The following is a 17,578-nucleotide window of genomic DNA, read 5'->3' as shown; positions in this document are numbered from 1 at the left end:
GGTTGCCGCGAGCGGCCCGACCCGGTTGCCGGGGATGCGACCATGGTCGTCGTGCCCGATTCCCCGGACCTGCGCCCGGACGCCACCGCGGAGCTGACCGTCCTGCTGCGCGAGCGCATCCTGGTGCTCGACGGCGCCATGGGCACCGCGATCCAGCGGGACCGCCCCGACGAGGCCGGCTACCGCGGGGAGCGCTTCGCCGACTGGCCGAGCGACCTGCAGGGCAACAACGACCTGCTCAGCCTCACCGCGCCGCAGATCATCGCCGGCATCCACCGCGAGTACCTCGACGCGGGCGCCGACGTGATCGAGACGAACACCTTCAACGCCAACGCGGTCTCGCTGCGCGACTACGACATGTCCGATCTCGCCTACGAGCTCAACCTGGCCTCGGCCCGGCTGGCACGGGCCGCGGCCGACGAGGTCACCGCCCGCACCCCGGACAGGAAGCGCTACGTGGCCGGCGCGCTGGGCCCGACCAGCCGCACCGCCTCGATCTCACCGGACGTCAACGACCCCGGCGCCCGCAACGTCACCTTCGACGAGCTGGCCGAGGCCTACCTGACCCAGGCCCGGGGCCTGGTCGACGGCGGGGCCGACATCCTGCTGGTCGAGACGATCTTCGACACGCTCAACGCCAAGGCCGCGATCTTCGCCCTGGAGATGCTGTTCGAGCAGTGCGGCCGCCGCTGGCCGGTGATGATCTCCGGCACCATCACCGACGCGTCGGGGCGGACGCTGTCCGGCCAGGTCACCGAGGCGTTCTGGCACTCGGTCCGGCACGCCCGGCCCCTCGCGGTCGGCCTCAACTGCGCGCTGGGCGCCCAGGAGATGCGGCCCTACCTCGCCGAGCTGGCGCGGCTGGCCGACACCTTCGTCTCCTGCTACCCCAACGCCGGCCTGCCCAACGCCTTCGGCGAGTACGACGAGGCCCCCGCCGACACCGCCGAGACCCTGGCCGAGTTCGCCGCCGCCGGGCTGGTCAACGTCGTGGGTGGCTGCTGCGGGACCACGCCGGCACACATCGCCGCCGTCGCCGCCGCGGTGGAGGGGGCGGCGCCGCGCACCCCGGCGGAGAGCCGTCCCGCGCTGCGGCTGTCGGGTCTGGAGCCGCTGACCGTCGACGGGGACTCGTTGTTCGTCAACGTCGGCGAGCGCACCAACATCACCGGCTCGGCCCGCTTCCGCCGGCTGATCCGCGACGGCGACCACGGCGCGGCGCTCGCCGTCGCCCGGCAGCAGGTCGAGGCGGGCGCGCAGGTCATCGACGTCAACATGGACGAGGGGATGATCGACGGGGTCGCGGCCATGGACCGCTTCCTCAAGCTGGTCGCCGCCGAGCCCGACATCTGCCGGGTGCCGGTGATGGTCGACTCCTCCAAGTGGGAGGTCATCGAGGCCGGCCTCAAGTGCGTGCAGGGCAAGTCGATCGTCAACTCGATCTCGCTGAAGAACGGCGAGGACGAGTTCGTCGCCCAGGCCCGGCTGTGCCGCAAGCACGGCGCCGCCGTCGTGGTCATGGCCTTCGACGAGCAGGGACAGGCCGACGACCTCGCGCGGCGCAGGGAGATCTGCCGGCGCGCCTACGACATCCTCGTCGAGCGGGTCGGCTTCCCGGCCGAGGACGTCATCTTCGACCCGAACGTCTTCGCCGTCGCCACCGGCATCGAGGAGCACGCCGCCTACGGCGTCGACTTCATCGAGGCCACCCGGTGGATCAAGGCGAACCTGCCTGGCGCGCTGGTCTCCGGCGGGGTCTCGAACGTCTCGTTCTCCTTCCGCGGCAACAACCGCGTCCGGGAGGCCATCCACGCCGTCTTCCTCTTCCACGCCATCCGCGCCGGCATGGACATGGGCATCGTCAACGCCGGGGCCCTGGAGGTCTACGACGAGGTGCCGGCGGTGCTGCGCGAGCGGATCGAGGACGTCGTCCTGAACCGGCGGCCCGACGCCACCGAGCGGCTGCTCGAGATCGCCGGCGACTTCGCCGGCAGCGGCGAGGCCGTGGAGGCCGCGGCCGAGCAGTGGCGCTCCCTGCCGGTGGGGGAACGGATCACCCACGCCCTGGTGAAGGGCATCGACGAGTTCGTCGAGGCCGACACCGAGGAGCTGCGCACCGAGATCGCCGCCCGCGGCGGCCGGCCGATCGAGGTCATCGAGGGGCCGCTGATGGGCGGCATGAACGTGGTCGGCGACCTGTTCGGCGCCGGGAAGATGTTCCTGCCGCAGGTCGTCAAGTCCGCCCGGGTCATGAAGAAGGCCGTCGCCTACCTCATCCCCTACATCGAGGCGGAGAAGCAGCCCGGGGACGCCGAGCGCAGCAACGGCACGGTCGTCATGGCCACCGTGAAGGGCGACGTCCACGACATCGGCAAGAACATCGTCGGCGTCGTCCTGCAGTGCAACAACTACGACGTCGTCGACCTGGGCGTGATGGTCCCGGGCCAGAAGATCCTGGACGCCGCCAAGGCCGAGGGGGCCGACGTGATCGGGCTGTCCGGGCTGATCACGCCGTCCCTGGACGAGATGGTGAACCTCGCTGCCGAGATGGAGCGGCAGGGCTTCGACATCCCGCTGCTCATCGGTGGGGCGACGACGTCCCGGGCGCACACCGCGGTCAAGGTCGCCCCGGCCTACCACGGGCCGGTGCTGTGGGTGAAGGACGCCTCGCGCTCGGTGCCCGTCGTCGCCGGGCTGCTGTCGGACGAGCAGCGCCCGGCCCTGCTGGCCGGCGTGGAGACCGAGTACGAGCAGCTGCGCGAGCGCCACGCCGCCCGCTCCGACACCCGCAAGCTCCTCCCGCTGGAGGCCGCGCGCGCCGCCGCGCCCGCCTTCGACTGGGAGAGCTACCGCCCGCCCCGGCCGCGGATGCTGCTGCAGCAGGCGCGCGACGTCTGCACCGGCCCGGACTGCGACCGCGGCTCCCACCGGGCGGCCCAGTTCGTGCGGACGCTCGCGGACTACCCGCTGGACGAGCTGCGCGAGTACATCGACTGGCAGCCGTTCTTCTCCGCCTGGGAGCTGCGCGGCCGGTTCCCCGACATCCTGCACAACCCGGCTAGCGGCGAGGCGGCCCGCAAGCTGTACGCCGACGCGCAGGCGATGCTGGACCGGATCGTCCAGGAGCGGTGGCTGCGCGCCAGCGGCGTGTTCGGGCTGTTCCCGGCCAACCGGGTCGGCGGCGAGGACATCGAGGTCTACACCGACGAGACCCGCGTCGCCGTCCGGACCACGCTGCGCCAGCTGCGGCAGCAGACGGAGGGGCGCGACGGCGCCGCCCGCAGGTCGCTGGCCGACTTCGTGGCGCCGAGGGAGTCCGGGCTGCGCGACTACGTCGGCGCCTTCGCGGTGACCGCCGGCCTGGGCTCGGCCGAACGCGTGACGGCGTTCAAGGCCGACCACGACGACTACAGCGCGATCCTGCTCGAGTCGCTGGCCGACCGGCTGGCCGAGGCCTTCGCCGAGCGGCTGCACGAGCGGGTGCGCCGCGAGTACTGGGGCTACGCCGCCGACGAGCGCCTCGACGGCGCGGCGCTGATCGCCGAGGAGTACCGGGGGATCCGGCCCGCCCCCGGCTACCCGGCCTGCCCCGAGCACACCGAGAAGCTCGCCATCTGGGACCTGCTCGACGTCGAGGCCGCCACCGGCATCACGCTCACCGAGAGCATGGCCATGTGGCCGGGTGCCTCGGTCAGCGGGCTGTACTTCGCCCACCCCGAGTCCCGCTACTTCGTCCTCGGCCGGCTCGGCCGCGACCAGGTCGAGGACTACGCCCGCCGCAAGGGCTGGACGCTCGCCGAGGCCGAGCGGTGGCTGTCGCCGAACCTGGGGTACCGGCCCGACGACGAGTGACCCGCGCGGTCAGGCGGCCCGGGAGAACTCCCGGCCGTGGCAGACCAGCATCGGGGGCCGCAGCAGGGCGATGGAGCTCACCGCGGGGCCCGGCCGGTCACCGACCGGGCCCCGGTGCGCTCCGGCGCCGGGGACCCGTCGGTGTAGGGCACGCGGAGCCCCCACGGGTAGAACGGGGGGTAGAGGAGACCGAAGGACCGGCCCATCGAGCGCAGCAGGGCCCGGCCGAACCGGGCCGCGGGGGACGTCGTGGCACTCATGCCGGTCACCGTCGGGCCCGGCCGGTCCCCGTCGCGTCGGGGGAAGCCCCTATTCCCGCCAGTGACGGTCCGGGCCACCATGGACCGGTGCTGGCGGGCCGGGCTGCGGAGCTCGACCGGATCCGCGCCGCGCTCGAGGCGGCGCGAGCCGGATCCGCCCGCGCCCTTCTCGTGACCGGGGACGCCGGCATCGGCAAGACGGCCCTGCTGACCGCGGCCGCGGCCGTCGCCGGGGACTTTCGCCGGCTGTCGGTCCGCGGGGTCGAGTCCGAGGCCCGCCTCGAACACGCCGGCCTGCTCGCGCTGCTGCGGCCCCTGCAGCCGCTGGCGCGCACCCTCGCCCCGCCGCTGCGCGCGACGCTGGCGGCCGTGCTCGGCGAGGGGGCACCGGAGGGCGGGCGGCCACCGGACCGCTACCTCACCGGGGTCGCCACCCTGACGGTGTTGTCGGCCGCGGCCGACACCCGGCCCGTCCTCGTGACCGTCGACGACCTGCACTGGGTGGACCGGGAGTCGGCGCAGGCGCTGCTCTTCGCGGCCCGGCGCGCCTCCGCCGACCGGCTGGTCCTCCTCCTCACCGCCCGCACCGGCGCCGCGCTGCCCGTCGAGGCCGACGGGCTGGACCGGCTCGCGCTCGCGGGCGTGCCCGCCGGCGCCGTCCGGGAGCTGGTGCCGGGCACGTCGCCGGCGGTGGCCGCCCGGCTGGCCGAGGCGACCGGCGGCAACCCCCTCGCCCTGGTGGAGGCCGCCGCCGGTCTGACGCAGGCCCAGCGGGTGGGGGCGGCGCCGCTACCGGAGAGCCTGCCGGCCGGCGGGGAGCTGCTGGCCGGGTACCGGGACGCCCTGGCCGGGCTGGGTCCCGGCGCGCGGTCCGCCGCCCTGCTGCTGGCCGCCGCCCCGGAGGGCGCCGACCGCGCCGTCGCCGACGCCCTCCGGGCCGACGGCACGGACCCCGCCGTCGCCGTGGACGAGCTGGACCAGCGCGGCATCGTGCACCGGGTCGACGGCGAGCTGCGCTTCCGGCACCCGCTGGTACGGACCGCCGCCTGGCAGCTGGCCTCCGCTGCCGCGCGCCGCCGGGCGCACGCCGCGCTGGCGCAGGCGCTGCCGGCCGGGGCCCCGGAGCGGCTGCGCCACCGCGCCGCGGCGGTCACCGGGTACGACGACGACCTGGCCGTGGAGCTCGCCGCCGCCGCGGCGGCCAGCCGTGCCCGGCTCGGTCACGCCGCGGCCGCGGAGCTCCTGGAGCGGGCGGCCGGGCTGGCCGGCGACCCGGCCGCGGCGTCGCGCCACCTCGCGGCGGCGGTGGAGGACGCCTGCCTGGCCGGGGACGGCGACCGGGCCAGAGCGCTCGCCGCCCGGCTGCTCGACCGGTCGCCGGGTGCCGACGGCGACGCGCGGGCCACTGCGCTGCACGCGCTGGGTCTCCTCGAGGAGTTCGCCGGCTCGGTGACCCGGGCCACCGAGCTGCAGGCCGAGGCCGCGCGGAGCGGCCGGGGCCGCGTCCGGGCGCGGGCCCTGGCACAGCTGGGCCTGCTGCGCTACCGGTGGGACGACGCGGCCGGCATGCGCGAGGTCGCCGCCGAGCTCGCCGCGACCGCCGACCGCACCGACCCGGAGCAGGACATGCTGGCCGCCTACCTCGCCGCGGCCGCCGCGTCCTTCGCCGGCGACGCGCCCGCGGCACGCGCGCAGATGCTCCGGGCGGTGGCGCTGCTCGAGGGCGACCCGGGGCTGCGCGCCGATCCCCGGCACCTGCTCCTGGCCGTCATCGCGGGCCGGTGGATGGGGGACGTGGCCGGCTCGGGCGACCTCGTCGGCCTCGACCGGCGCCTGCAGGCGGCCCGCGAGCGGGGCGCGCTCGGCGTCCTCGTGCCGGCGCTGGCGCTGGTGGCCGCCGGGCGGGCCCTCCTGGGGGACCACACCGAGGCCTACGCCGCGGCCGGCGAGTCCGTCGAGCTCGGCGAGGCGCTGGGGCACGTCTCCGAGCTCGCGCTGGCCCGGCTGGTCCTCGCCGTGGAGGCCGCCCTGCGGGGACGGGCCGAGGAGGCCGACGGGCTCGTCGCCGCGGCCCGGGGCCTGGTCGAGCGGGCCGGGACGGCCGCGGTCGCCGAGCACCTGGCGGTCGTCGAGGCCACCTGCGCGCTGTCGGCGGGCGACCTTCCCCGCGTGGTGGCGACCCTCGAGCCGGTCGTGGCGCGCCCGGGCGGGCACAGCGGACACGTCGGCGACCGGCTGCCCGCCGCCCCGCTGCTCGTCGAGGCCCTGGTCGGCCTGCGCCGCGGCGCCGAGGCCGCGGACCTTGCGGACCGGTACGGAGCCGCCAACCCGCCGCCGCGGCCCCCGGCGGTGCGGGCGCTCGTGGGCCGCTGCGCCGGCCTGGTCGCCGAGCCGGCGCGGGCCGACGTGGCGTTCGCCGATGCCCTGGCCGCGCACGCCGCCTGGCCGGAGCCCTTCGAGGAGGCGCGGACCCGGCTCCTGCGCGGCGCGGCGCTGCGCCGGGCGGGGCAGCGGCTGGCCGCCCGCGAGGAGCTGCGGCGGGCCCGCGGCCTGTTCGCCGCCGACGACCTCGCCGCCTGGACCGCGCGGGCGGACGCCGAGCTGGCCGCCACCGGGGAGACCGCGCGCCGGCGGCCGGCCGGCGAGCGCGAGCCGCTGACGTCGCAGGAGACCCGGGTGGCGCTGCTGGTGGCCCGGGGGCTGACGAACCGGGAGGTGGCCGCCGCGCTCTTCCTCAGCCCCCGGACGGTCGAGCACCACCTGGGCCGGGTGCTGCGCAAGCACGGCCTCCGGTCGCGCACGGAGCTGGCGCACCACCTCCGCGAGCCGGCCCCCTGACGCCGCTCGCGCGGGTCACCGCCGACCGTGCCTCGGACCCGCGCTTCAGACCCGGGCCTGGCACTCCAGGCAGGCCGCGGCCTGGAACTGCTGCGTGTGCCCCGGCGGGAAGGGCACCTCGGCGTGCACCTCCTGGACGTCCGCGCCGCAGCAGGCGCGGGCAGGGGCGGCGCCGTCGTCCCCCACCGGCACCGCGTGCGGTGTGCGCCGCACGACCGGGCGCCCGGCGCTGCCCCGGCCGGGCGCGGTGTCCACGTGGATCCCCGTCACGTATCGGACCGTCATGCGCGGAGCGTCCCACGTGACCCACCTCACAGTCACCGGGATCCGGCGCGCCGGGCGTCAGCGTGCGCGGGGCTGGACCAGCTGGCTGACCGTGAGGACCGCGACGAGCCCGTCGAGGTCGCTGAGCTCAGCGCTGGAGACGCCCCGGCCCAGCGCGGGGGTGAACCGCGTCCGGCCGGTCAGCGCGAACCACTCGCCCGTCGCCTGCCGCAGCACCTGGGCGCTCACGTCGGGGTTGATCGTCGTCGCCGTGGCGGCGTCCATGGTGACGCCGATGTTGTTCGCGTAGTCGAAGGCCAGTGCCATGCGAGACGTGGGCCGGACCGGCTCGCCGGCGACGACCGGCACCTCGAGCCGCACCCAGACGCCGCGGCCCGCACCGTCGACGGTGGGTGCGTAGCGCATGTCGACGGCCTGGAGGAAGCCGGCCGGGGCGGGGGAGGTCTCGCGCAGGCTCACGGCCTCCTCCGGGGGCGCCAGCGGGGCCGACGCGGGGACCGGGGCGCCGACCGGGTGGCCGTCCAGCCCGCCCAGGTCGGCGTCGCGCAGCCGCAGCGCCGACGCGCGGGCGCACAGCTCGCCGTCGACGCGCAGCTCGAGGTCGACGAGCTGGATCTTCCTGCCCTCCCGGACGACGACAGGGGTGACCGACAGCGGCCGGCCGAGGGTCAGCGGGCGCATCAGGTCGGCCGTCAGCCGACCCAGGGTCATGGGCACCAGCGTCGGCACGTCGTCGAGGCAGTGCGCGAGCAGCGCGAGGGTCGACCCGCCGTTGGCGTGCCGGGGGTCCCAGGCGCCCTGGGAGAGCTCGGTGGCGACGAAGGAGTCGCCCTCGCGGAGGAACAGCGCGCGCTCGGCCATGCCGGCCACCGTGCCACAGCCCGGTCCGGCCGCCCCCGTACCGTGGACGCGATGCGTACGCGGCCCCGCCGGTGAACCCCACCCCGTCCGACCAGGACCCGTCGCCGGCTGCGGTGCTGTTCGACATGGACGGCACGCTGGTCGAGACCGAGCAGCACTGGGGCGAGGCGCTGTTCGCCCTCGCCCGGCGCCGCGGCGGGGTGCTCAGCGCGCCGGCCCGCGCGGCGACGGTGGGCACCAGCATGCGGACGGCGCTGGATGTCCTGTACGCCGACCTGGCCCTGCCGGCGGACGAGGCGGCCATGACCGCGGACGCCACGTGGGTGGAGGACACCGTGGCCGGGGCGATGGCCGGCGGGGTGCAGTGGCGTCCGGGGGCCCGGGAGCTGCTGGCCGCGGTGCGCGCCGTGGGCGTGCCGACCGCACTGGTCACGACGACGCCGCGGCGGCTCACCGACCTCGTGCTCGGGTCCATGGCCCGCTCGTTCGGCCGCGTCCCGTTCGACGTCACCGTCTGCGGCGACGAGGTGCCCGCCCGCAAGCCCGATCCCGCGCCCTACCTGCAGGCCGCCGGCGCGCTCGGGGTCGACGTGCGGTGCTGCGTCGTCGTCGAGGACTCGGTGGTCGGGGTGACGGCGGGGCTGGCCTCGGGCGCCGCGGTGCTCGGCGTCCCGGCGATGCAGGTGGTCGACCCCGCTCCGGGGCTGGTGCTGCGGGAGTCACTGGCCGGGCTGGGCCCGGACGACCTGGCCGGCCTGCTGGCGGGACGGGCGACCGCCGGCCGGTGAGCGCGCGGCGTCAGGCCGGGAGGATGATGCTGAGCTGCTCGAACGGCTCGCCCGGCTGGTAGACGTCGTTGAACAGCACCGAGCCCGCCTCGGTCAGCCGGACGTCGGAGCCCAGCCACACGGCGGCGCCCTCCGGAGCCGGGCCGGGTTCCAGGCGCAGCGTCACCAGCGGCACGCGCTCGGCCTCGGCGCGGGCGTAGGGGTCCTCGATCGACAGCTCGGCGGTGTCCCCGCGGACGGTCACCAGCGGTGCGGCGACCCGGACGAACAGCATGCCCCCGTGGCCGCGGAACCGGACGTCGCCCGTGAACGCCCAGGTGCGGTCGGCGCCGGCGCTGCCCGCGACGCTCCCCGGCAGCGGGGGGAAGAGGATGGTGTCCTCGCCCAGCGGGACGGCGCCGTCGTGGATCGACCCCTGGCCGTCGGGCATGCGGCGGACGTAGGAGATGAACGACCGCTTGATGCCCCAGAGCAGGCCGAAGGGGACGTCTCCGGGGGGCGGTGCGTCCGGGGGCTGGTCGGTCATGGCCGCTGATCCTGCCGCATCGGGCGGCCGGGCCTCCCCGCTCGGCAGCCGTCAGCCGAACGGGGAGGCCGCCAGCCAGGTGGTGAGCAGCCCGCGGTCGCCGAACACCTGCAGGTCGTCGCCGTCGGCCGGGCGACGGCCGTAGACGAGGAGGACCAGCCCGGTCACCGGCCCGCGGACGGCCACGGCGGACTTCTCGTGCGCCCGGCGCCAGGTGGGGACGGCGCCGGTCAGGTCGACCACCCACTCGGCATCGAGCTCGGCCGCGGTGTCGGTGGCGTGCAGGTGCACCGTGCGACCGGGACCCAGCAGGGCGCGGCGCTCCGGGAACAGGTCCAGCATCCGGGGCAGGCAGGCGAGGTCCAGCCACTCGTCCAGCGCGTCGACCGCCACCTCGGGCTCCAGCGCGAAGGGCTGCCCGACGGCCAGCGTGGCATCGGCGCGGTGCACCGCGGCCTCGTGGGCGAAGCGGCGGGCGAAGAACGCGGCGGTGCCCGGTCCGAGCGGCGTCCACAGCGGCGCGTCCGGGCCGGCGTCCCGCAGGGCGGCGGCCAGCGCCGCCGAGCCCTCGGCGAGCTGGGCGTCGAGTTCGGCGGGGGACTGCTCGGTGTCGCGGTCGACGTCGCGGAAGGACCGGTCGTCCGGCGGCCGGGTCGCGTGGGTGGCCACGATCTCCGCAGCCCACCGCAGACCGCCGGCCAGGTGCCGGACGAGCGCCCCGATCGTCCAGCCCGGGCAGCTCGGCACCGGCGCCGCCGGATCGGCCGCCCGGACGACGTCGCGCAGCAGGCCGGTCTGCTCGGTGAGGACGCGGATCAGCCGGTCGTGATCGAGGGCCACGGTGCGCGAGCCTGCCACCTCGGGGCGGGACCTCCGTCAGTCCCGCTCGACCAGCGGCAGGGTGGCCCAGCCGGCTGCGGCGGCGGCCTCGGTCGGGAACGGCGGGGGAGTGCCGCCGAAGGAGGGACACAGCGCCTGGTGGTCGCACCAGCCGCACAGCCGGGTCCGGTTCGGCCGGAAGTCCTGCGTGGACACGGCACGCTCGATCGCGTTCCAGATGGCCTGCAGCGTGCGCTCGAAGCGCACCAGCTCGCCCTCGTCGGGGGCGTAGGTCAGCGCGTCCCCGTCGCCGAGGTACAGGAGCTTGAGCTGGCTGGCGACGACGCCGCGGGTGCGCCAGAGCACCAGCGCGTAGAACTTCATCTGGAACAGCGCCTTGGCCTCGAACGCCTCGCGGGGCATGGAGCCGGTCTTGTAGTCCACGACCCGCAGCGCGCCGTTGCGCGCCACGTCGAGCCGGTCGACGAACCCGCGCAGCAGCAGCCCGTCGGGCAGCGTGACCTCCACCAGCTGCTCGCGGCCCTCGGGCTGGATGCGGGTCGGGTCCTCCAGCGTGAAGTAGGCGTCGACCAGCTCGCCCGCCGACGCCAGCCACTGGTCCAGCGACGGGGCGGGCGCGCCGTCGGCCCCGGCCTCGAAGAGCTCGGTGACCGCCGGGTCGGCCGACAGCTCCTCCCACGCCGGGGCGAGCAGCTCCCGGGCCGCCTCCGGGGTGCGCCCGGCGGCCGGCAGGTCGTACAGCCTCTCCAGGACGGCGTGCACGAGCGTGCCGCGCACCGCCGCGAGGCTCTTGCGCTCGGGCAGCCGGTCGATGGTGCGGAAGCGGTAGAGCAACGGGCAGGTCTTGAAGTCGGCCGCGCGGCTGGGCGACAGCGAGGGCCGGCGGGGCGCCGCGGGGCCGGCGGGGTCGGGAGCAGCGCCCGGCGCCTCGACGGAGGCGGGGGAGACCGGGTCGGGGTGGAGCACCGTCATGGCACCGAGGCTAGGTCGGCCCACCGACAGTTCCGAGCCCCCGCGCCGGGTCGGCCGCGCCGGGGCCTGCGCCGGACCGACCACGCCGGGGCCTGCGCCGGACCGACCGCGCCGGGGCCTGCGCCGGACCGACCGCGCCGGGGCCTGCGCCGGACCGACCGCGCCGGGGCCTGCGCCGGGCTCCGTACCCTCGTCGCCCGTGGACCCCGAGCAGGAACAGCCGCCCCCGCCCGCCGCGCCGCCCCGGGAGCAGGTGGCCGGCGCCTTCGCCGTCGGCGACCGGGTGCAGCTGACCGACCCGAAGGGCCGCCACCACACCGTCGTCCTGGAGCCCGGGAAGCTCTTCCACACCCACCGCGGCGCGATCGCCCACGACGACCTCATCGGCGCCCCCGAGGGGTCGGTGGTGCACTCGACCGCGAACACCGGCTACCTGGCGCTGCGGCCGCTGCTGGCCGACTTCGTGCTGTCCATGCCGCGCGGCGCCCAGGTGATCTACCCCAAGGACGCCGCCCAGATCGTGGCCTTCGGTGACGTGGGCCCCGGCATGCGGGTGCTCGAGGCCGGCGCCGGCTCCGGGGCGCTCACCTGCTCGCTGCTGCGCGCCGTCGGCAGCGGGGGAGCGGTGACCAGCTACGAGCGGCGCGAGGACTTCGCCGACGTCGCCCGGGCCAACGTCGGCGCGTTCTTCGGCGGGGTCCCGGCCACCTGGGACCTGCGCCTGGGCGATCTCGCCGACCACCCCGCCGCGGAGGTCGTCGACCGGGTCGTGCTCGACATGCTGGAGCCGTGGGCGGTGCTGCCCACCGTCGCCGCGGCGCTGCGCCCGGGCGGGGTGCTCGTCGGCTACGTCGCGACCGCGACCCAGCTGTCGACCTACGTCGAGGCGCTGCGCGAGCAGGGCGTCTGGACCGAGCCGCACGCCTGGGAGTCGCTGCTGCGTCCCTGGCACGCCGTCGGGCTCGCCGTCCGCCCCGAGCACCGGATGGTCGCCCACACGGCGTTCCTGGTGACCTGCCGCCGGCTGGCCGACGGCACCGTGGCGCCGGTCCGGCAGCGGCGCGCGCAGAAGTTCTGAGGCCCCGCCCGCCACCCCCTCGCCCGCCACCCCGCGCAGGGCTCCGCGCACGGCCCGCGCGGGCTCCCGGAGCGGGCGGTATCACCTCGGCGGCAGTCCTGCGAGGCAGCAGCACCGTCACCTCCCGCGTGTATAGATTTGCGTCCTGGCTCCCCCGAGGTGTGCGGAGGTGCGTGATGGGCCCAGGTGCGAGTGGTGGTCCCGACGAGTTCCGGGCGCGGCGCGAACGTGACGTGACGGCGCTGCTCAGCCAGATCTCCTACCTGGAGGAGGAGATCGGCCTCCTGCGCCGGAAGGTGGCCGACAGCCCCCGCACGGTGCGCGTGCTGGAGGAGCGGATCGCCGAGGCGGAGGGGCGCGCGGCCTTCCTCTCCGAGCGCAACGACAAGCTGGCCGGGACCCTCCGCGAGGCGCGCGAGCAGCTGGTCGCGCTCAAGGAGGAGGTCGAGCGGCTCGGGCAGCCGCCGTCCGGGTACGGCGTCTTCCTCACCCGGCACGAGGACGGCACGGTCGACGTCTTCACCGGCGGCCGCAAGCTGCGCGTGTCGGTGTCCCCCTCGGTCGAGGTGGAGGGTCTGCAGCACGGCCAGGAGCTGATGCTCAACGAGGCCATGAACGTCGTCGAGGCACGCGGCTTCGAGCGCGGCGGCGACATCGTCATGCTCAAGGAGCTGCTGGAGCCGGTCGAGGGCGAGGTCCGCCGGGCGCTGGTCATCGGCCACACCGACGAGGAGCGGGTCGTCTTCCTGGCCGAGTCCCTGGCCGGCACGGCGCTGCGCAGCGGAGACTCGCTGCTGCTGGAGAACCGCTCCGGGTACGTCTACGAGAAGATCCCCAAGAGCGAGGTCGAGGAGCTGGTCCTCGAAGAGGTCCCCGACATCGACTACGGCGACATCGGCGGCCTCTCGCGGCAGATCGAGCAGATCCGCGACGCCGTCGAGCTGCCGTTCCTGCACGCCGACCTGTTCCGCGAGTTCGAGCTCCGCCCGCCCAAGGGCATCCTGCTCTACGGCCCGCCCGGCTGCGGGAAGACGCTCATCGCCAAGGCCGTGGCCAACTCGCTGGCCAAGAAGGTCGCGGCGGCGCAGGGGGACGCGAGCGCCCACTCGGGGCGCTCCTACTTCCTCAACATCAAGGGCCCGGAGCTGCTCAACAAGTACGTCGGCGAGACCGAGCGGCACATCCGGCTGGTCTTCCAGCGGGCCCGGGAGAAGGCCAGCGAGGGCACGCCGGTCATCGTCTTCTTCGACGAGATGGACTCGATCTTCCGCACCCGCGGGTCGGGGGTGTCCTCCGACGTGGAGAGCACGATCGTCCCGCAGCTGCTCAGCGAGATCGACGGCGTCGAGGGCCTGGAGAACGTCATCGTCATCGGCGCCTCCAACCGGGAGGACATGATCGACCCGGCGATCCTGCGGCCCGGCCGGCTCGACGTGAAGATCAAGATCGAGCGGCCCGACGCCGAGGCCGCGCGCGACATCTTCAGCAAGTACCTGACGACGACGCTGCCGCTGAGCCCCGACGACCTGGCCGAGCACGGCGGCAGCCGCGAGGCCACCATCTCGGCGATGATCCAGCGCACCGTCGAGCGGATGTACACCGAGAGCGAGGAGAACCGCTTCCTCGAGGTGACCTACGCCAACGGCGACAAGGAGGTCCTGTACTTCAAGGACTTCAACTCCGGGGCGATGCTGCAGAACATCGTCGACCGCGCCAAGAAGATGGCCATCAAGGAGCGGCTGGAGACCGGCTCCGGCGGGCTCCGGGTGGGCCACCTCATGCAGGCCTGCCTCGACGAGTTCAAGGAGAACGAGGACCTGCCCAACACCACCAACCCCGACGACTGGGCGCGGATCTCGGGCAAGAAGGGCGAGCGGATCGTCTACATCCGCACGCTCATCAGCGGCAAGGGCAACGAGTCCGGCCGCGCGATCGACACCGCCACGAACACCGGCCAGTACCTGTAGCGTGCGGCGCCGGCGCCCCCGTGGCGCCGGCGCCGGGCGCCACGCGTCCGGGTGGAGGGAGCCCGCTCGACATGGGTGCCGCCGTTCGCACCGTTCCGGCCCGGGTCCTCGCCGCGCTGGGTGGCCTGGTGGCGCTCGCGGCCTGCACGGGCACGGTCCAGGGCGATGCCCGGCCGGCCGACTACGGCGCGGCCAAGCCGACGGTGCCGGTGGCCGGCCCGGGGAGCACCGATCCGGCGGCGCCGCCGCTGGTCGGCTCCTGCTACCTGCTCGAGGACGGCCAGGAGGACCGGCCGCTGGACCCGCCCGCCGCGGTGCCCTGCGGCGGTGAGCACAACGCCGAGACGGCCGCGGTCGGCGAGACCGGGCTGGGCCCGGACGACGAGCGCCCGGCCGAGGACGACCTCACCGACGACGGCGACCTCGCCACCCGGATCGACGAGTTCTGCGACCTGGGCGACGTGGTGGCCTACCTGGGCGGGGAGGAGCCGGAGGACCCCTACGCCTACTACGCCGTCTTCCTGCCCGACGAGGAGCAGTGGGCGGCCGGCGCGCGCTGGATGCGCTGCGACGTGTTCTACGGCTACACCCGCCCCGAGACCGCCCCGGGGATCCTGGCCCGCGCGCTGACCGGGCCGGACCCCGCTGCCTACCGGGTCTGCTTCACCGGCACACCCACCGACTACGGCGTCGTCCCCTGCTCGGAGCCGCACCAGGCCGAGCCGACCGGCTTCCGGCTGGCCGACGTCCCCGAGGGCGCGCCCTACCCCGACGAGCCGACCCGGCAGGGACTGGTGGCCAGCTGCGCCGGCGCGGTGCAGGAGTACCTGGGCGGGCCGCTGCCGCTGGGTTACGCCGCCGACGTGTGGGTGGACACCGCGGAGGACTGGGAGTCCGGCGACGAGGCGCGCTGCGTGATCGTGCCCGCGGGTGGCGGGCAGAGCACGGGCAGCGTGCGTCCCTGAGCGTCCGCCGACGTGTCCGCCGGGCCGTCGTCCGCGCGGCCTAGGGTTGGTCCATGAGCGTGCGGCGGGTCATGGGCACCGAGGTCGAGTACGGCATCTCGGTGCCCGGGTCGCCGTCGGCGAACCCGACGACGCTGTCGAGCCAGGTGGTCAACGCCTGGTCGGTGGCCGAGGCGCCCGCGCCGCGCCGCGCGCGGTGGGACTTCGAGGAGGAGTCGCCGCTGCGCGACGCCCGGGGCTTCGACCTGTCCCCGGCGCAGGCGCTGGACCACAACGACCTCGACGAGGACGCCGGGATGGCCAACGTCATCCTCACCAACGGCGCCCGGCTCTACGTCGACCACGCGCACCCGGAGTACTCGACGCCCGAGGTGACCAACCCGCGCGACGTCGTCCTGTGGGACAAGGCGGGGGAGCGGGTCATGGCCGAGGCGGCCCGGCGGGCCGCCCGGGTCCCGGGCACCCAGCCGATCCAGCTGTACAAGAACAACACCGACGGCAAGGGCGCCTCCTACGGCGCGCACGAGAACTACCTGATGGACCGCCGGACGCCGTTCGTCGACATCATCCGCGGCCTGATCCCGTTCTTCGTGACCCGTCAGGTGGTCGCGGGCTCGGGGCGGGTGGGCACCGGGACCGAGGGGCGCACGCAGGGTTTCCAGCTCTCCCAGCGCGCCGACTTCTTCGAGGTCGAGGTCGGCCTGGAGACGACGCTCAAGCGCCCGATCATCAACACCCGCGACGAGCCGCACGCGAACCCCGACGAGTACCGCCGGCTGCACGTGATCATCGGCGACGCCAACCTGGCCGAGCTGTCGACCTACCTGAAGGTGGGGACGACGTCGCTCGTGCTGGCGCTCATCGAGGCGCGGGCGCTCACCCGGGACCTCACGATCGAGGAGCCGGTGGCCGCGCTGCAGGCCATCAGCCACGATCCGTCGCTGACGTACAAGGTGCGGCTGCGCACCGGCCAGCGGATGACCGCGCTGGAGGTGCAGGAGGCCTACCTGGAGCAGGCGCAGCGCTTCGTCGACCAGCGCGGCGACGGCGACGAGCAGACCGCCGACGTGCTGCGGCAGTGGGGCGAGGTGCTCGCGACCCTGGCCGACGACCCGATGCGACTGGCCGACCGGCTGGACTGGCCGGCCAAGCTGCGGCTGCTGGAGGGGTACCGGTCGCGGGACGGGCTGGCGTGGGGCGACTCGCGGCTGAAGCTGGTCGACCTGCAGTACAGCGACGTGCGGCCGGAGAAGGGCCTGTACCACCGGCTGGTCGCCCGCGGCTCGATGCAGCGGCTGCTGACCGACGACGAGGTGACCCGGGCGATGCTGACCCCGCCGACGGACACCCGGGCGTTCTTCCGGGGGGAGTGCCTGCGGCGGTACCCCGCGCAGATCGCCGCGGCGTCCTGGGACTCGGTCGTGTTCGACCTGGGCCGGGAGAACCTCGTGCGGATCCCGACCATGGAACCGCTGCGGGGCACGCGGGACCACGTGGGCGCCCTGTTCGAGTCCACCTCCAGCGCCCAGGAGCTGGTCGACACCATCACGGGGAGCTGATCGCGCGCACCGCTCGGATGTCACTCCCGGCGAGTAGCGTTCTCCTCAGCAGGTACTTCGGCTCGGGTACGGGAGGTCGGCATGGCCACGAGGGACACCGGCGGCGGGCAGCAGCGGGCGACGCGGTCGCGCGAGGAGACCGAGGAGGTCGAGGCGTCGGTCGACACAGAGGTCGCCGAGCGCCACAAGGAAGTCACCGAGGACATCGACTCGATCCTCGACGAGATCGACGAGGTGCTCGAGGAGAACAGCGAAGAATTTGTTCGTCAGTATGTACAAAAAGGGGGTCAATAGGGTTTCGGAATTGCATTCCGAAAAATGGTGGAGTTCAAGCTCTGTCGCGATTGCGGTACCGTACAGCCGATAAGTGAGTTCACGAGGAATCGGAACTCAAAGGACGGCTACGCCTTCTACTGTCGGACCCACGCGCGGCGACGGCACCGAGCGGCCAAGACACGGAGGCAGGGCCTGCCGAAGCGTCGCTACCGCAACGATGTCCCGGTGCCCGAGGGGCACAAGTGGTGTCCGGACTGCGACAGCGTCCTCCCTGTGGAGGCGTTCGGACGCAATTCGGCGACACGTAGCGGACTCAATTCCTACTGCAAGCCCTGTCACAACGCACGTGGCCGAGCGTCCAAGGAGAGACTCGGTGGAGAGCGGAGTTACCACCTCCGTCGTCGGTACGGCATCCCGACTTTGATCATTTGCTTAGTGCGTGACTTCCACCTGCGGTAGCGCATCGAGGATGGCCCGCTGAGCTGGGGGAATGGCGGGGTGGAACGTCTGG

Annotated in this window: 14 protein-coding genes; 8 read left to right on the top strand and 6 right to left on the bottom strand. The window is 74.8% G+C overall.

The window, feature by feature from the left end; all coding sequences use genetic code 11:
* Positions 1–51: 51 nt before the first annotated feature.
* Entirely contained in the window at positions 52–3,852 is a 3,801-nt protein-coding gene (gene metH, locus ACK586_RS21175) for a methionine synthase (protein WP_425330394.1), read from the top strand.
* A gap of 77 nt (positions 3,853–3,929) precedes the next feature.
* On the opposite strand, the gene ACK586_RS21170 is transcribed toward metH, so the two are convergent.
* A complete protein-coding gene (locus ACK586_RS21170) occupies positions 3,930–4,112 on the bottom strand; it encodes a hypothetical protein (RefSeq protein ID WP_409332488.1) in 183 nt (60 codons plus the stop codon).
* 87 nt (positions 4,113–4,199) lie between these two features.
* On the opposite strand from ACK586_RS21170, the gene ACK586_RS21165 reads away from it, so the two are divergent.
* On the top strand, positions 4,200–6,950 hold the full coding sequence (locus ACK586_RS21165; RefSeq protein ID WP_409332487.1) for a helix-turn-helix transcriptional regulator: 2,751 nt from the start codon (positions 4,200–4,202) through the stop codon (positions 6,948–6,950).
* A 45-nt stretch (positions 6,951–6,995) separates the two neighbouring features.
* Here the strand turns inward: ACK586_RS21165 and ACK586_RS21160 are convergent, their stop codons facing one another.
* Both ACK586_RS21160 and ACK586_RS21155 read right to left on the bottom strand, forming a co-directional pair.
* On the bottom strand, positions 6,996–7,235 hold the full coding sequence (locus ACK586_RS21160; RefSeq protein ID WP_409332486.1) for a hypothetical protein: 240 nt from the start codon (positions 7,233–7,235) through the stop codon (positions 6,996–6,998).
* Between the two features lie 57 nt (positions 7,236–7,292).
* Positions 7,293–8,096: a thioesterase family protein gene (locus tag ACK586_RS21155; RefSeq protein WP_409332485.1), complete on the bottom strand. Its 804-nt coding sequence runs from the start codon at positions 8,094–8,096 to the stop codon at positions 7,293–7,295.
* Between the two features lie 71 nt (positions 8,097–8,167).
* Here ACK586_RS21155 and ACK586_RS21150 point away from each other — a divergent pair, with 71 nt between their 5' ends.
* On the top strand, positions 8,168–8,884 hold the full coding sequence (locus ACK586_RS21150) for an HAD family hydrolase (RefSeq protein ID WP_409332484.1): 717 nt from the start codon (positions 8,168–8,170) through the stop codon (positions 8,882–8,884).
* A 10-nt stretch (positions 8,885–8,894) separates the two neighbouring features.
* On the opposite strand, the gene ACK586_RS21145 is transcribed toward ACK586_RS21150, so the two are convergent.
* Genes ACK586_RS21145 through ACK586_RS21135 form a run of 3 tightly spaced genes read right to left on the bottom strand, consistent with a single transcriptional unit; the run spans position 8,895 to position 11,222 of the window.
* Positions 8,895–9,410, bottom strand: coding sequence for an HtaA domain-containing protein (locus ACK586_RS21145; protein WP_409332483.1), 516 nt, complete (start codon positions 9,408–9,410; stop codon positions 8,895–8,897).
* 51 nt (positions 9,411–9,461) lie between these two features.
* Positions 9,462–10,250 (bottom strand): maleylpyruvate isomerase family mycothiol-dependent enzyme, encoded by a 789-nt coding sequence (locus ACK586_RS21140; RefSeq protein ID WP_409332482.1) that lies wholly within the window; start codon positions 10,248–10,250, stop codon positions 9,462–9,464.
* Between the two features lie 36 nt (positions 10,251–10,286).
* The gene (locus ACK586_RS21135) at positions 10,287–11,222 is read right to left on the bottom strand and encodes a RecB family exonuclease (protein ID WP_409332481.1); all 936 of its coding nucleotides are present in this window, start codon (positions 11,220–11,222) and stop codon (positions 10,287–10,289) included.
* Positions 11,223–11,421: 199 nt separating this feature from the next.
* Here ACK586_RS21135 and ACK586_RS21130 point away from each other — a divergent pair, with 199 nt between their 5' ends.
* From ACK586_RS21130 to ACK586_RS21110, 5 genes are all read left to right on the top strand, one after another.
* Positions 11,422–12,300, top strand: coding sequence for a tRNA (adenine-N1)-methyltransferase (locus ACK586_RS21130; RefSeq protein ID WP_409332480.1), 879 nt, complete (start codon positions 11,422–11,424; stop codon positions 12,298–12,300).
* Between the two features lie 176 nt (positions 12,301–12,476).
* The gene (gene arc / locus ACK586_RS21125) at positions 12,477–14,267 is read left to right on the top strand and encodes a proteasome ATPase (protein ID WP_409332479.1); all 1,791 of its coding nucleotides are present in this window, start codon (positions 12,477–12,479) and stop codon (positions 14,265–14,267) included.
* Between the two features lie 71 nt (positions 14,268–14,338).
* Complete coding sequence (locus ACK586_RS21120) at positions 14,339–15,232, top strand: septum formation family protein (RefSeq protein ID WP_409332478.1); 894 nt, start codon at positions 14,339–14,341, stop codon at positions 15,230–15,232.
* A gap of 53 nt (positions 15,233–15,285) precedes the next feature.
* On the top strand, positions 15,286–16,791 hold the full coding sequence (gene dop, locus ACK586_RS21115) for a depupylase/deamidase Dop (RefSeq protein WP_409332477.1): 1,506 nt from the start codon (positions 15,286–15,288) through the stop codon (positions 16,789–16,791).
* A gap of 81 nt (positions 16,792–16,872) precedes the next feature.
* Entirely contained in the window at positions 16,873–17,085 is a 213-nt protein-coding gene (locus ACK586_RS21110; protein ID WP_409332476.1) for a ubiquitin-like protein Pup, read from the top strand.
* Positions 17,086–17,578: the final 493 nt, after the last annotated feature.

It is taken from the genome of Trujillonella humicola (assembly GCF_046233715.1).
Classification (GTDB): Bacteria; Actinomycetota; Actinomycetes; order Mycobacteriales; family Geodermatophilaceae; genus Trujillonella; species Trujillonella humicola.
This window is presented reverse-complemented; position numbering and strand designations above follow the sequence as displayed.

Bases quoted from the DNA above. Each gene is read 5' to 3' on its own strand.
- ACK586_RS21170 (WP_409332488.1), bottom strand. From the start codon at position 4,112: ATGAGTGCCACGACGTCCCCCGCGGCCCGGTTCGGCCGGGCCCTGCTG.
- ACK586_RS21160 (WP_409332486.1), bottom strand. From the start codon at position 7,235: ATGACGGTCCGATACGTGACGGGGATCCACGTGGACACCGCGCCCGGC.
- ACK586_RS21155 (WP_409332485.1), bottom strand. From the start codon at position 8,096: ATGGCCGAGCGCGCGCTGTTCCTCCGCGAGGGCGACTCCTTCGTCGCC.
- ACK586_RS21145 (WP_409332483.1), bottom strand. From the start codon at position 9,410: ATGACCGACCAGCCCCCGGACGCACCGCCCCCCGGAGACGTCCCCTTC.
- ACK586_RS21135 (WP_409332481.1), bottom strand. From the start codon at position 11,222: ATGACGGTGCTCCACCCCGACCCGGTCTCCCCCGCCTCCGTCGAGGCG.
- arc (WP_409332479.1), top strand. From the start codon at position 12,477: ATGGGCCCAGGTGCGAGTGGTGGTCCCGACGAGTTCCGGGCGCGGCGC.
- ACK586_RS21120 (WP_409332478.1), top strand. From the start codon at position 14,339: ATGGGTGCCGCCGTTCGCACCGTTCCGGCCCGGGTCCTCGCCGCGCTG.
- dop (WP_409332477.1), top strand. From the start codon at position 15,286: ATGAGCGTGCGGCGGGTCATGGGCACCGAGGTCGAGTACGGCATCTCG.
- ACK586_RS21110 (WP_409332476.1), top strand. From the start codon at position 16,873: ATGGCCACGAGGGACACCGGCGGCGGGCAGCAGCGGGCGACGCGGTCG.